Here is a 14,507-nt window from a genome sequence, read left to right as displayed (position 1 = left end):
TCGATGCACGAACCCGCTTCGCGGGAGTGTCGCTGGCGGCGAGGGTGATGTAGAACGACAGGCGTAGCGCCTGATCCGAGAGAGGCAGACGATTGTGGCTCCTTCAACCAAGGAGTCGAACGATGAACGAGATTATTCCGATTGGGCCGGTCAGCCCGCTTCGCCAGCGGCTGATCGAGGATATGTCACTGCGCCGGTTCGGGCCGGAGACGCAACGCAACTACCAGCGCGATGTGGGACGGTTCGCGACCTGGCTGGGGCGCTCGCCGCATACCGCGACCGCCGAGGATGTCCGCCGGTTCCAGATTGAGCAACGGGAAGCCGGGGTGCCGGCGCCGACCATGAACAGCATCGTGGCGGCGCTGCGGTTCCTCTTCACCCACACCCTCGACCGGCCCGATCTTGCACGCAAGCTGGTCCGCACCGCGCACGCTCGCAAGATCCCGGTGGTGCTGACCCAGAGCGAGGTGAAGCGCCTGCTCGATGCGACCACCAGCCTCAAGCATCAGGCCGCATTGTCGGTCGCCTATGGTGCGGGTCTGCGCGTCGGCGAGGTCGCGGCGCTCAAGGTGCGCGATATCGACAGCAAGCGCATGCTGCTCAGGATCGAGCGTGGCAAAGGCGGGCGATACCGCAATGCCATGCTGCCAGAGGGCTTGCTCGTGCTGCTGCGTGACTGGTGGCGCGCGGGGCGTCAGCAGGGTGTGCTCCACGCTGATGGCTGGCTCTTCCCGGGACGAGGCGCCATGCTGCCGATCAGCACACGCCAGCTCCACCGTGTCGTCGTCGAAGCTGCCGAGGCAGCCGACATCGCCAAGCGGGTAGGACCGCACACGCTGCGTCACAGTTTTGCTACGCACCTCCTCGAGGACGGGGTCGATATCCGCGTCATTCAGGCGCTGCTCGGTCATGCCAAGCTGAACACCACCGCCTTTTACACGCAAGTGGCAACCAAGACGGTGCGCGCCGTGGTCAGCCCGCTTGACCGGCTCGCACTGGCGGCACCGGACAAGGAGGCGCCGAGCGGCTGAGGACCGGTGCGCGCCGCACTCGAGGTCGCCGACGTTTTCTGCGCTGCCGGGCCAGCCTATCGGCTCGCCCATGCCGGGCACCTGAGCCTGCATCAGCTCAAGGTCATGTCGGCGATCGAGCACTGCCGCACCGCCGCGCTGGGCGGGCATGTCGAGGCCTGCACCGACTGCGGACATTGGCGGATCGCCTACAACTCCTGCCGCAACCGCCATTGCCCCAAGTGCCAGGGCACCGCCGCGCGCACCTGGCTCGCCTCGCGCGAGGCCGACCTGCTGCCGGTGGGATACTTCCATGTCGTCTTCACGCTGCCTGCCGAGATCGCGGATATCGCGTTCCACAACAAGGCGCTGCTCTACGACCTGCTGTTCAAGACTGCGTCCGAGACCACGCTCACCATCGCCGCCGACCCGAAGCATCTCGGTGCCCGCATCGGCATCACCGCCGTGCTCCACACCTGGGGCTCGGCCATGACCCACCACCCGCATATCCACATGATCGTGCCGGGCGGCGGTATCGCGCCGGATGGGGAGCGATGGATATCATCCCGCCCGGCCTTCCTCCTGCCGGTGCGCGTGCTGGGCGCCTTGTTCCGCCGCCTGTTCCTCACTCGGCTGCTGGCGCTTTACGATGCCGGCAAGCTCGCCTTCTTCGGTCGGCTCGCTCATCTCGCCGATCGTCGCGCATTCCTGCGCCACCTCGCGCCGGTGCGCAAAAAGCGCTGGGTGGTCTACGCCAAGCCGCCCTTCGCCGGTCCCGAGGCCGTGCTCGCCTATCTCTCGCGCTACACCCACCGGGTCGCCATCTCGAACAGTCGCCTCCTGCGGCTCGACGAGCATGGGGTCACGTTCCGCTACAAGGACTATCGCCGTTCTACGCCAGACCGGCAGCAGGTCATGACGCTCAGCGCCGACGAGTTCATCCGCCGCTTCCTGCTGCACTGCCTGCCACGCGGGTTCCACCGCATCCGCCACTATGGCCTGCTCGCCAGCGGCACCCGCAAGGCCCACCTCGAGCGCGCCCGCCGCCTGCTCGCCCTCGCGCCGCCCACCGCGGTCGAGCCACCCACCGAGCCCCCCGATCCGCGCCCGCCATGCCCTTGCTGCGGCGGGACCATGATCATCATCGAGACCATCGAACGCCGCTATCTGCCGCGCGGCCCGCCATGTCCGATCGCACCATCCGGGAACCTTGCGTCGTGACCCGGCACGGCCCCACACCGCCAGACCTCACCGCAACCGCGCTCCCGGGGATGAGGATGTCTGCATATCATCCGCCCAGGAGCAGTCGTCCCATCGCCAAAATCGGACGGACGAGCTCCCCACAGCCGCCCTGTCACTCCAAAATCGGACGGGCTGCTCTCAAACCCGTCCGCTTATCGACACCGTCTGCAGACGCCCAGATCGGCCGTAAATCGAAATCCCCATAGCTCACCGCATGCGGCCCGCGGGTTCGGGCACCGTCGACTTTCCGACGCCTATCGGCGTCCGAAACTCTAAACGATTTGCGAATTTCCGCTTTCAGCGAGAAACCCGTGGAAGCTGCCTTGCCGCATTCGCGATCTCGGCTGAGCTTGCCGTGCTGGATGAGAATGTCGATGCTATAGGCATCGCATGCTCGCCAATTCCACAGATCAGACCGACAAAATGCCATCGGCTTCGTCGTATCGGGCGGCGCTTGTGCTGAAGGACACGGGCCAAACCTGGTCTGCGGGGCTTTTCCGCAGGGTGAGGGTAGGGCGCATGTGGCCAGTACGCCCGAGGCCACAATGAAGGAAGGTATGGATTCGGAACAGCGCCTGCGAGACAGGCTTCGCAAAATCGAGGCGCTCTATGCAGGGGCAGCAACGGCGGGGGAGAGGGCGGCCGCGGGGGCTGCGGCGGAACGCATTCGCAAGCAGTTTGATACGGCCAGCAAGAAAGAGCGTGCGGAGGAGTTCAAGTTCTCGATCCCTGATTTATGGTCCCGCCAGCTGTTTACAGCCCTATGCAGGCGGTACGGGATCCGGCCCTTTCGTTATCGGCGCATGCATCGCCAGAGCGTGCTCATCCGCGCGCCGGCCAGTTTCGTGAACGGCGTCCTGTGGCCCGAGTTTGAGGAATTGAGTAACGCACTGACGCTGCATCTTGCCGAGATCACGGAGAAGATCATCCGCGAGGAGGTCCATGAGGCGACGGGGGACGCTGACGAAATCGAGGAGCCTCGGCAGCTGCGATGAACCAGGCAGCATCCCCTGCGACCGAAGTGCTGGTCGGACATGTGGAACGGGTCACATTCCACAGTGACGAGAGCGGATTTTGTGTCCTGCGCGTCAAGGCCCGTGGCCATCGTGATCTGGTTACGACCGTGGGCCATGCTGCGATGATATCAGCCGGAGAGTGGATCACCGCCTCCGGCGAGTGGGTCAATGATCGCCACCACGGGCTCCAGTTCCGGGCCAGGTTTCTGAAGACATCGGAGCCCTCATCGATCGAAGGGATCGAGAAGTATCTGGGCTCGGGCATGATCCGGGGCATTGGGCCGGTCTATGCCAAACGCATGGTCAGGTTGTTCGGCAAGGATGTGTTTGACGTCATCGAGGCCAATCCAGAGCGGCTGCGCGAGGTCGAAGGGATTGGTCCGAAGCGCGCTGCGAAGATCACGGCCGCCTGGGCGGATCAGAAGGTTATTCGCGAGATCATGGTCTTTCTGCACAGCCATGGTGTCGGGACAGCCCGAGCTGTGCGCATATTCAAGACCTATGGCGCCGATGCCGTCCAGGTGATGAGCGATAATCCCTATCGCCTGGCGCGCGACATTCGGGGCATCGGATTCAGAACCGCCGACACCATTGCAGAGAAGCTCGGGATCGAGAAGACCGCCATGGTGCGGGTGAGGGCAGGGGTGTCCTTCGCGCTCACACAGGCGATGGGGGAGGGGCACTGCGGCCTGCCCGTGACAGACCTCAAGGAACTGACAGCCCGGCTTCTCGAAGTCGACAGCACCTTGATCGAGACCGCGCTGGCGCTGGAACTGGATGATGGCACGGTGGTCGCCGATAGTGTGGCTGGGCAGGCGTGCGTATTTCTGGGTGGCCTCTACAACGCCGAGAAGGTCATCGCTGCCCGGCTGCACGCCCTGATGGACGGGCCCTTGCCCTGGTCGGTGATCGATCCGGGCAAGGCACTGCCATGGATCGAGGGGCGCACGGGCCTGACTCTGGCGGCAAGCCAAAAGGAGGCTGTCACGCTGGCCCTGCAATCCAAACTCACCGTGATCACCGGCGGCCCTGGCGTTGGCAAAACCACCATCGTCAATGCGATCCTGCGGATTGTCGCCGCCAAGGCGGTCAAGCTTTTGCTCTGTGCGCCCACAGGCCGGGCGGCCAAGCGGATGACCGAGGCGACGGGCATGGAGGCAAAGACCATTCACCGCCTGCTTGAGTTTGACCCCAAGGCCTTCGGATTCAAGCGCAATGAGGAAAACCCGCTGCCATGTGATCTGCTGGTGGTCGACGAGAGCTCGATGGTCGACGTGATGCTGATGCAGTCGCTGCTGAAGGCCGTGCCCGACACTGCCGCCGTGCTGATCGTCGGTGACATTGACCAGCTACCCTCGGTCGGGCCGGGGCAGGTCCTTGCCGACATCATCCAGTCCGGCGCAGTGCCGGTAGTCCGGTTGACCGAGGTGTTTCGCCAGGCCGCACAGAGCCGGATCATCACCACTGCCCATCAGATCAACCAGGGCCGGAGCCCTGAATTGGGCAAGGTCGAAGGTGAGAGCGATTTCTATTTCGTGTCAGCCGCAGATCCCGAGCAGGCCGTGCCCAAGATCATCGATCTTGTGGGCAAGCATATCCCCCGCAAATTCGGGTTCGACCCCGTGCGGGATGTTCAGGTCCTGTGCCCGATGAACCGCGGCGGGGTCGGCGCGCGCTCCCTCAACATCGAATTGCAGAAGGCGCTCAATCCCAATCCTTCCGCCAAGGTCGAGCGGTTCGGATGGATCTTTGCCCCCGGCGACAAGGTGATGCAGATCGAGAATGATTACGACAAGGACGTGTTCAATGGGGACATCGGTTACATTCAGGCCCTGGATTCCGAAGAGAGCGAGTTGACGGTCGATTTCGACGGCCGCGTGGTCACCTACCAGTTCGGAGAACTGGACACTCTGGTGCCAGCTTACGCCGCGACGATCCACAAGAGCCAGGGATCCGAATACCCAGCGGTCGTGATCCCGGTCATGACCCAGCATTACGCGATGCTGCAGCGAAACCTGCTCTACACCGGAGTCACCCGCGGCAAGAAGCTGGTGGTGCTGGTCGGCCAGCCCCGGGCCATCGCGATCGCCGTCAGAAATGCCGCGGGTCGCCGCCGCTGGTCCAAGCTCAACGAGTGGCTCGGGATGCCAACGCCAGGCTGTAGCTGCACCGCCGAGAAGCTGCGCGCTTCGCCAGACGGCTGACCCTCGGCCTGACCGCTCCGGGGGGAAGGATGACGGAGCCAGACGCTATACGTCATTGACCTATGCGTCATTGACTTATATATGGTGCGCATCACAACCAACTACCGTATATCCGTGTCCCAATAATGCACTGAGGCCATGACGACCTTGCATACCGTTGTCGAACTTCCCGAGTTCCAACGGCGCGCCAAGGCCATTATGAGCGATGACGAACGCCTGAGCCTGATCAGCTTCATCGCGGCCAGCCCGGAGGCAGGGGTGTCGCTGGGCGGTGGACTGCGCAAGATCCGGATCCCGCGCGAAGGTGGTGGCAAAAGCGGTGGCTACCGCACCATCTATGTGTTCGGCGGTCGGCATATGCCGATCTACCTGATCACCGTCTTCGCCAAGAACGAGAAGGACAATCTGACCAAGGCCGAGCAGGCGGCAGCGGTTGAACTGAGCAAGGCCCTGATCGCGGCCTATGGAGATCGATGATGAGCACGGCTTACGAGAGCATTATGCAGGGACTGAGCGAGGCGCTTGACCATGCCCAGGGCAAGGAGGCTGGCGCGCGCGTGCACACCATCGAAGTGCCGGTTGTGGATGTCGCGGCGATCCGGGCCCGGACAGGGCTGTCGCAAAGCGCGTTTGCTCGCAGCATCGGTGTCGCCAAGGGCACATTGCTCAATTGGGAGCATGGCCGCAGGCAGCCGACCGGCCCGGCGCAGGTGCTGCTGGCGATGATCGCCCGGCGGCCCTCGCTGGTCAGCGAGCTTCTGCGCTGAGGCCAGCGCAGAGCTGTTTGCGGGCGCTGCTGGTGCCCTCGAACTTGCGGGCGCCGCGATGCGGCGGCATCATTGCAGCATGGCAAAGCACTTCGATCCCTACGACTTCATTATCCGGCTCGACGCCCAGATCCTCGGGATCGAGCCGGTTATCAGCCGGTCGCTGGAATTGCCGCGCGACCTCAACTTCGCGCAGTTGCACGAGGTGCTGCAGGCGGCCTTTGGGTGGACCGACAGCCATTTGCACCAGTTCATCGTGGGGGGGCTGGTTATTGGCGCGCCTGAATACCTCGAAGAGGATGCCGATGGCCCCCGGGTGATCGAGGCGACTGAGGTGCACCTGCGCGACCTGCGGTTTCCTTATGGGCGCGACGCGCAGCTCACGATTCTCTACCAGTACGATTTTGGCGACAACTGGCAGCACCGGCTGATCCTGAGCGAAGTGCCACCGGCGGAAGGCGTCAAATATCCCCGCTGCCTTGCCGGATCGCGGGCCTGTCCACCGGAGGATGTCGGCGGAGACATCGGCTATGAAGCCTTCCTTGAGGCGTGGCGCGATCCTGATCACGAGGAGCATGCTGACAATCGGCGCTGGGCGGGACGCAAGTTTGATCCGGAACGCTTTGATCTTGAGGCGACGAACCGCGCGATTGCGCGAGCCTTGCGCTTAAGTCGCGGTGACTATCGGGCCCGACAAATCGAGTCCATGGAGATGCCATGACAGCAACCGTGGCACAATCACACTGGACACAGTTTACATGGGCAGTTAAGGTATCGGTATTTACATAATGTATGTTATCAAATCGAAGTCTCTATCTTCGGAATTGCGGCTCTTTTCATTTTAAGCAAAATTTGGCCTTAGGCATAACGTTCGAGGGCGTCTCATCATGCTCTTCGACTTCTATGTGTAGTGCTGAGCTGCACCGAGACCTCACGAGCACACTTAAATCGCACGTGTCGGTCATTTCAAAGGAATCAATGCCGCCAGGCCACTGTGATCATCGAATTGTCCCCTGCCACGACGAGGTAGACGCTCCGGTAGCGCTCAAGGCCTGCGATTGCTGGTCCCATATAGCAGGCGTATTTTTTCCAGGTTGCTTTGGTGAAGCTGTATGATCTGCATTCGCCTCCGAGAAACCGCTCCTCGCCAAAGTCGATCAGCGCATCGATCATGAACTGCGGGACACAGCGCTCAGCCTGTCGTCGCCGGCCGTGCCGGGTCGGCTGAGCCGCGCCACGACCGGTGAGAGAGCCCGCGCCAAATGGATTCCTGTTCATGGTGCCCCTCCTTATTCGGTTGCATCGATAAGGAGATCACCGAGGAGCTCCTGCAGCTTCTCGTCGTGCTGGGCTTTTTGCTGACGCATCCAGGCCAGCCTCGCCTCCGCGGCATCGGCACCACGCAGGTTCTTCGGTAGCCGAGCGAGTTGGACGGCACCTGTAAGGATCGCCCTCGCCAGACCCTCGTCACCCTGCGCGACGACCAATGCCTCCGCATTACCAATTTCGTAACTCGGACTACGCCAAACCGGCCATACATCGAGCGAAGGTGCATCTTCGCCGCTTTGCCGCGCCGCTTCCAAGCGCCGCTTCAGGTGGTCCACGAAGGGGTTGTCGCACTCTTCGTCGTAGTCCAGCGGGACGAAGGCATCCTCGATCTTCGTGCCTTCAAGGACATAAGAGGCACGAAGATCCCGCTTTTTGATCGAGTTCTCCTCTTGAACCTCCACCTCCTCCGCTTGCCAGTCGTGCAGGAACCTGCCGCCGAGGTGTGTAAAGTGGCAGCTCATTTCACCAACGGCGTCACGCCGGGCGCTGAGTTCCGCGAGCCGATTGCTGCGTTCGAGCAGGCTCTCGCGCGCGACAAGGTCGAACAGCAGCGGCGCCAGTTCGAGGATCGTTTCGCGGGTTTCGTTGTAGCGCATGGCGACAAGCTCCAGCGCATTCTGCGCCGCATTCGAGATGCTGAGGTCGAGGGGCGCGCGATCGTTGAAAAAGCTGCGTGCCTGATCAGGCTCGGGAGGTGTGAAAAGGTCCGCAGACTGGCACTTCAGGGTGTTTGCCAGTCTCTTGGCTGTTTCAGGCCGTGTGACACCTGCTTTCCCGTTTTCAATTCGGGTGATGGTCGCGCGGCCAACGTGAGCCGCATCGGCCAACGCTTCGGCGGTCAGTCCAGCTTCCTTACGCAGGAAGATCAATTTATCCGGGTTGATGGTGCTAATAACGTCCTCCTGCCCCAATAATGAGCCATTCTGACGCCATAACAACAATCATCTATGCCTCATTTTCACTGTAAGCACGGTCACGAACCCCGCGTCTGCCCGAAGATGGATCACGCATTGAGCCAAAAGATTGGCTTCTTGATCTATCGGGGGATCATATCTCTTCCGCGATTGATCCAATGGCTCATCGGGCGTCAGTCGGTCACATCACACCAAACTTTCACCGCCAGAAGCCGTCCTGCCTCTGCCCGTACCGGTTGTCATAGTCTTCGCGCTGGTCGTAGGCGCTCTTGCGAATACCCACCTCGACCCGCTGACCGCCGGCATTGCGGATGTGGAGATCGCGCAGATCAATCTTGTTGCGCAGCGCCCAGTCCTTCGCCTCGCGCTCGCTGCCGAAGGTTCCGGCATCTTCGTAGTCGAATGCCATTTCATGCTCTCCTTGATGTGGTGATGGACGGTCTGTAAGATTGGATGCGCAGGATCATGCCGATTGCCTCTGGGGCCTGGTCGATCGGGTAGTGGCTGATTGGCGAGCCCTGAGCCGTGAAGGGTGCAGCCGCACTATTCTCCTGAAGGCTGTTGCGCATGCAGCGACCAGAGAACCGGCCACCACCGAGGCCAGGATGGCCAAACCGAGCGCAACCCATTCCGGTCCGGGGAAAGGGCCAGGCTGGCCCCCAACCGGCACAGCGACGCCGTGAGCACCAACCCCTGTTGCCTTGGTGAACCCTTCCGTTACCGGATGCGAAACGAGAGCCATTGGCTCACTTGCAGAACCTGATTCCGCACCGGACATCTCTGGATCTCGTCGTAGCATGACTCTTCTCCTATCGGCTGCGTTCGATGCTGCGTTCGGGCAGGTCGATCTGAGGTACTGACCGCAGGCTGTCCCTTGCCACATTGGGAAGCGGTGCGTGGCTGTCGCCACCGGCGCGCAGGTGTTCGGGGATCGTCGGGCTGAATTCAGCGGACGTACGCTTTCCCTTGCCCTCATCGACCTGCTTCTCGCCAAGGGTCTCAAGCGCGCTGGTCTTGTCGCCGGGGTTGCGCTCAATCTGACTGAGCAAACGGTCCTTGTAGTTGGTGACGATCGTGATGTCGTCACGCACGCGGGTCATCATCACAAGTGCAAGGCGCTGGTCGGAAAGGTTGCGAGCGGCCGAGTGCATCTCGCCGATCGCCATGTCACGGGTATCGCCCTGCGCCTGATGCATGTTCAGCGCGTAGGCGAGACCCATGCGCTCGAGCATCCGGTCGTTCTGCTTGAGCTCGATGGTGTCGCCTTGGCGGTTCTCGACCGTTACGACCCCGTCCTTGATCATCAGAATCCGGGCCTCTTCGGACTTCATCAGGCCGCGAGCGGTGTCCTTTTCGTTCCAGCGGACCTTGTCACCTTCGTAGATCGTCTCCCGGTGCTTCTCTGAAAGTCGCAGGGCATCGCGCTTGTCAGCCGGGTCGATGCTGGAAGGGTCGAAGCGCTTCAGCTTGCCCTGTGCATCGCGTAGCACCACCCTCCCCTGACCATCGGTGCCTTCAACGTCATAGCGCCCGCACGCCAGCCCCCCCGGAGCGTTGGCACGCATGACCTCGAGAACCTGGCCCTTGTCGTAGGTGCTCGCATAGCGCAGCTCTTCGCGTGTCGCGTGGGCCGGTAGCAGTGTCGTCAGCTGCATGCCCTCGCCCTTCAGCGCGCCTTCGGCTTTCAGCCCCTCCTGCACCATCCGGTTGAGCGCGCCGCGTGCATCGCGCCCTGCAGAGTATATCGCTGTGCGCGCCCGATCTTCCGGCGACAGCGCCAGCCAGGTTTGCGCCGTGACCCGAAGATGATCATGCCCCGCCTCGATCACGCGCTCGCCAAGCGAGGCAAAGCTCTCCCTGAACTGGCCAGCCCTCGCAAGGCCGGCGGCTTCCTGCATGTGGGGGGTCCGCTGGCGCAGGCTGGTGTCGAGCCGGGCCATGGCCGGATTGTTGGCCTGGATGAGCGCAAACGCTTTGCCCGCCTCGATCGAGAGCAGCTGCGCCTTGTCGCCCACCATAATGACCTTCTCGGCGCCAAGCCGGTTGGCGATGGTGAGAAGGTCGTTCATCGGCTTGTTGGCAACGAGCGAGGCTTCATCAAGGATGAGAACCTTGCCTGCGACCGCGTTGCGCGATGCCTCAAACTGCGGCCCTGATCTATGGAGTGCGCCGCGCAAGTGCTGATTGATGAAGGATGAGACAGTCTGCGCTGCGATCCCCGCTTGCAGCACTTCGCCGCCGCGACCGCGAAGCTGGGTATCGTTCCGGAGGTCGCTTACCATCTTGTTGGCAAAGGCAAGGCCAATCACGTCCCTGCCCTCCTGATGGGAGACGCTGGCGATGGCGGAAATGAGAGTCGTCTTGCCGGCGCCCGCGACTCCCTGGATCACCACCGTGCGGTCGTCACTCCCGAGCGCCAAGGTGCCCGCGGCGATCTGCTCAACGTTGAGTGGCTTGTCGCCGGCAGCCTCTCGCAGGCGTGCCGGGGCCTCGCCCATCGCAATCATGCCTGGACTGGCCCCCTTCCCTCGCGCCACGTTGTCGAGTGTCGAGCGCTCGATCATTCGATGTTCGGGCGTGGTATACCGATCAGGCACGCCATCGATCCGGGTGCTTTTGCCTGCGAGCACCTGGCCGCCCTCCAGCAGCCGCTGCATTCGGGCTTCGACACCTTCGGCGGTTACGCCCTTGAGGCCAAGGTCGAGCGCGCTTTTCACGAGCTCGGCTCGCGTCCACGAGGTTTCCCGCTCGCCAATCATGCGAATGGCCGAAGCGGTTGCCATCTCAGTGCGCAGCTGTCTTGGGGTCAGCAGGGTCCGCGCCAGGCCATTAGTCGTGAGTTCGTCAGCCGGACGCGTATAGATTCGGGCATTCGCGCGAATGTCGTTGATCGCCTCGCGCACGCGCTCGGCGGTGCCAAGCTTGGCTTCGGCCGACAGCTGCGAGCGCGACATAGCCTGTTCGGCAAGGGCCTTGGCGTCGAAACCAAGACCTTCCGCGCGCCGCGCCCATTCTGCCTTGAGCGCCTGCTTGTCGTCGGGATTGAGCTTGGGATCGCGGGTCCGCTTGGTGATCTCGCGCATCGCTTCGGTTTCGGTCGGACTGCGACCCAACCTCTCCGCGGTTGCCAGAATGTCCTGACGCCTCTGGCTGAAGGCATCGATGACATCGCGCGGCACACCCTTGATCTCGAACTGGCCGTGCTTGCCGGTAATCTCTGTCTGGTATCCCAGCTTCTCGAGGTTGCTGCGCAGGGCCGCGTTATAGATTGAGCCTAGGACCGAATTGTTCTTCCAGATCTCGCCGTTCCAGAGCGCCTTCCACTTGCCCGCCTTGTCCTGCGTCATCGCGGCTATCACGGCATGGGTGTGGTTCTGCGGGTCGAGTTTGCGGCTCGTATCGTGCTGGAAGAGCGCGTAGATGCGGATTCCGAGGTGATCTCGCGCGGTGTTCCGATTTGATCGCGCGCGGGATTCCGAGGTGATGGCGCGCGGTGTTCCGAGAATTGCGCGCGCAGCATTCCGATATGATCGCGCGCAGTTTGAGGTGAGGCTCACCTGATCGTTGGGGCATTCTTTCGACCGGATAACGGTTGGAGGAATGCATGCCGACGAGGAGAGTTACGATGCGCCATGTGCGCGAGATTTTGCGTCTGAGTCTGGACTGCGGGCTTTCGACGCGGGTGGTTGGCGAGCGGGTCGGGGTCGGACCGACGACGGTCCGGGATACGCTTCGGCGGTTCGATCGGTCGGGTCTGACTTGGCCAGTGCAGCCTGAAATGACGGACAGCGACCTGGAGTCCCGGCTCTACGGCGTGCCAGGGGTGAAGCCCGGGCGCCGCAAGTTGCCTGAGCCCGACTGGGCGGTGGTGGCGCGCGAGTTGAAGCGCAAGCACGTGACGCTGCAGATCCTGTGGGAGGAATACCACGCGGCGAACCCCGACGGCTATCGCTACAGCCGGTGGTGCGACCTGTTCCGGCGCTGGGAAGGCCGGCTGCCGCTGGTGATGCGCCAGAGCCATGCCGGCGGTGAGAAGCTGTTCGTTGATTATGCGGGCGACACGGTGCCGGTGGTGGTAGACCGCAGAACCGGCGAGATCCGCGATGCGCATCTGTTCGTCGCGGTGCTGGGCGGCTCGAGCCTGTCGTTTGCGTGTGCGACCTGGACCGAGCAGTTTGCTGACTGGGCCGAGGCTCACAATGCTGCCTTCGCATTCTTCGGCGGAGCGCCGCAGCTGCTGGTGCCCGACAATGCCAAGGTCGCGGTGATCAAGGCTTGCCACTTCGATCCGATGCTCAACCGCAGCTACACGGACATGGCTCGGCATTACGGGACGGCAGTGCTGCCGGCACGGCCGAGGAGGCCCAAGGACAAGGCGAAGGTTGAGGCCTGTGTCAGGATCGTCGAGCGCTGGGTGCTGGGCCGTCTGCGCAATCGCATCTTCTACAGCCTGGCCGAGCTCAACGCTGCCATTGCCGAGTGCCTTGCTGATCTGAATGAGCGCCGTGTGCTTCGCCAGTTCGGCCGCACGCGCCGCCAGCTGTTCGAGGAGGTCGATGCGCCGAACCTGAAGCCGCTGCCACCGGAGCCATGGGTTCATGCGCAATGGAAGCGCTGCCGGGTTGGGCTCGATTACCATATCGCGCTCGAGCAGCATCATTACTCGGTGCCGCACCGCTACGCGCGGCGCGAGGTTGAGGTGCGTTACACGGCCCGCAGCGTCGAGATCTTCCTCGGCGGCGAGCGGATCGCGGTGCACATGCGCGGCAGTGGCAATGGTCGGCACACGACCGTGCCCGAGCACATGCCATCGAGCCACCGGCGCTATCTCGACTGGACACCGGCAAAGATCCAGGAGGAGGCGGGCCGGATCGGCCCGATGCTGTCGCTGTTGATGGCGCGCATCATCGAGGACCGGCCGCATCCCGAGCAAGGCTACCGTTCGTGCCTGGGGATCATCGGCTTGTCCAAGCGGTTCGGCGCTGAGCGCCTTGAAGCGGCTGCGCTTCGCGCGCTGGAGATCGGCGCGCGCAATTATCCGTCTGTAAAATCGATCCTCGAAAAGGGGCTCGACAAGGTGCCCGTGTCCAAAGCCCCGGAGCGCGAGCCGATCCTGCACGACAATATCCGGGGCTCTCAATACTACCACTGAAAGGAGCAAGGATGCTCAAACACCCCACACTTGATCAGTTGAACCAGCTTGGCCTTATCGGCATGGCCCAAGCCTTTGCGGATCTGGATGGCAATGGCGATGCCGCCAGCCTGAACCACGCGGAATGGCTGGCGCTGCTGCTCGATCATGAAGCGACATGGCGCAATGACAAGCGCCTCGCCCTGCGCCTGCGTCAGGCAAAGCTGCGGCACCAAGCCGTGCCTGAGGACGTTGATTATCGCAGCGCCCGCGGGCTCGATCGGCGGTTGTTCGAAATGCTGCTGAAGGGCAGCTGGATCGCTGCCCATGAGAACTGTGCGATTATCGGACCAGCAGGGGTCGGCAAGAGCTGGCTGGCCTGCGCCGTCGGGCATCAGGCCTGCCGTGACAATCGCTCGGTTCTCTACACCCGCCTGCCGCGGTTGATCGACGAGCTGTCGCTTGCCAAGGGCGATGGCCGCATTGCTGCGCGCATGAAGAGCCTGGCCCGCGTGGACCTGCTCATCCTCGATGACTGGGGGCTTGAGCCGCTCGATGGCAATGCCCGCCATCATCTGCTGGAGATCCTCGAGGATCGCTATGGGCGCCGTTCAACGCTCGTAACAAGCCAGCTACCCATCGCGCGCTGGTTCGATCTCATCGGCGATCCGACCTACGCCGATGCCATCCTCGATCGGCTTGTCCACAACGCCCACAGGCTCGAGCTATCCGGGGAATCCATGCGGCGAAGCATCGCCGCTCAAGCCGCTTGACCCGCGGCAAAGCATAGTGCCACAACATACCAACGATCAGGTGCTTCACCTGCGCGCGATCAAAGCGGAACGCTGCGCGGCATCAGATCGGAATACATGCGCGCGATCGTCGGAATCCGCA

General features: G+C 62.8%; 13 protein-coding genes. 9 read left to right on the top strand and 4 right to left on the bottom strand.

Annotated features, from left to right (window positions below; all coding sequences use genetic code 11):
• The first annotated feature begins 122 nt into the window (after nt 1-122).
• From BZF57_RS19655 to BZF57_RS19625, 7 genes are all read left to right on the top strand, one after another.
• On the top strand, nt 123-1,031 hold the full coding sequence (locus BZF57_RS19655; RefSeq protein WP_067402726.1) for a tyrosine-type recombinase/integrase: 909 nt from the start codon (nt 123-125) through the stop codon (nt 1,029-1,031).
• A gap of 6 nt (nt 1,032-1,037) precedes the next feature.
• Nucleotides 1,038-2,231, top strand: coding sequence for an IS91 family transposase (locus tag BZF57_RS19650; protein ID WP_067489996.1), 1,194 nt, complete (start codon nt 1,038-1,040; stop codon nt 2,229-2,231).
• A gap of 542 nt (nt 2,232-2,773) precedes the next feature.
• Nucleotides 2,774-3,247, top strand: coding sequence for a hypothetical protein (locus tag BZF57_RS19645; protein ID WP_230962557.1), 474 nt, complete (start codon nt 2,774-2,776; stop codon nt 3,245-3,247).
• Nucleotides 3,244-5,472, top strand: a complete 2,229-nt coding sequence (gene recD2 / locus BZF57_RS19640; RefSeq protein ID WP_086740972.1) for an SF1B family DNA helicase RecD2 — start codon at nt 3,244-3,246, stop codon at nt 5,470-5,472. Before BZF57_RS19645 ends, recD2 begins: the two co-directional genes overlap by 4 nt.
• A gap of 138 nt (nt 5,473-5,610) precedes the next feature.
• Nucleotides 5,611-5,949 carry a type II toxin-antitoxin system RelE/ParE family toxin gene (locus BZF57_RS19635; RefSeq protein ID WP_067400033.1) on the top strand — a complete coding sequence of 113 codons (339 nt, stop codon included), beginning with the start codon at nt 5,611-5,613 and terminating at the stop codon, nt 5,947-5,949.
• Complete coding sequence (locus BZF57_RS19630; RefSeq protein WP_230962558.1) at nt 5,946-6,239, top strand: helix-turn-helix domain-containing protein; 294 nt, start codon at nt 5,946-5,948, stop codon at nt 6,237-6,239. Before BZF57_RS19635 ends, BZF57_RS19630 begins: the two co-directional genes overlap by 4 nt.
• A 79-nt stretch (nt 6,240-6,318) precedes the next feature.
• Complete coding sequence (locus BZF57_RS19625; protein ID WP_086740970.1) at nt 6,319-6,960, top strand: plasmid pRiA4b ORF-3 family protein; 642 nt, start codon at nt 6,319-6,321, stop codon at nt 6,958-6,960.
• 254 nt (nt 6,961-7,214) lie between these two features.
• Here the strand turns inward: BZF57_RS19625 and BZF57_RS19620 are convergent, their stop codons facing one another.
• The 4 genes from BZF57_RS19620 to mobF all read right to left on the bottom strand — a co-directional run bounded on the left by BZF57_RS19620 (nt 7,215) and on the right by mobF (nt 12,039).
• Nucleotides 7,215-7,517, bottom strand: a complete 303-nt coding sequence (locus BZF57_RS19620; protein WP_143738596.1) for a hypothetical protein — start codon at nt 7,515-7,517, stop codon at nt 7,215-7,217.
• Nucleotides 7,518-7,528: 11 nt separating this feature from the next.
• Entirely contained in the window at nt 7,529-8,509 is a 981-nt protein-coding gene (locus BZF57_RS19615; RefSeq protein ID WP_086740964.1) for a helix-turn-helix transcriptional regulator, read from the bottom strand.
• 172 nt (nt 8,510-8,681) lie between these two features.
• Nucleotides 8,682-8,891, bottom strand: coding sequence for a hypothetical protein (locus tag BZF57_RS19610; protein ID WP_072384193.1), 210 nt, complete (start codon nt 8,889-8,891; stop codon nt 8,682-8,684).
• Nucleotides 8,892-9,291: 400 nt separating this feature from the next.
• Entirely contained in the window at nt 9,292-12,039 is a 2,748-nt protein-coding gene (gene mobF, locus BZF57_RS19605; protein WP_086740962.1) for a MobF family relaxase, read from the bottom strand.
• A 68-nt stretch (nt 12,040-12,107) separates the two neighbouring features.
• On the opposite strand from mobF, the gene istA reads away from it, so the two are divergent.
• Nucleotides 12,108-13,634 (top strand): IS21 family transposase, encoded by a 1,527-nt coding sequence (istA, locus tag BZF57_RS19600; protein ID WP_162290999.1) that lies wholly within the window; start codon nt 12,108-12,110, stop codon nt 13,632-13,634.
• Between the two features lie 11 nt (nt 13,635-13,645).
• Complete coding sequence (gene istB, locus BZF57_RS19595) at nt 13,646-14,386, top strand: IS21-like element helper ATPase IstB (protein ID WP_086738086.1); 741 nt, start codon at nt 13,646-13,648, stop codon at nt 14,384-14,386.
• The last annotated feature ends 121 nt before the right edge of the window (nt 14,387-14,507 follow it).

The sequence above is a fragment of the Erythrobacter colymbi genome (assembly GCF_002155685.1).
In the GTDB taxonomy this organism is placed as follows: Bacteria; Pseudomonadota; Alphaproteobacteria; order Sphingomonadales; family Sphingomonadaceae; genus Erythrobacter; species Erythrobacter colymbi.
The sequence above is the reverse complement of the archived record's forward strand: the minus strand, read 5'-3'. Positions and strand labels throughout refer to the sequence as shown.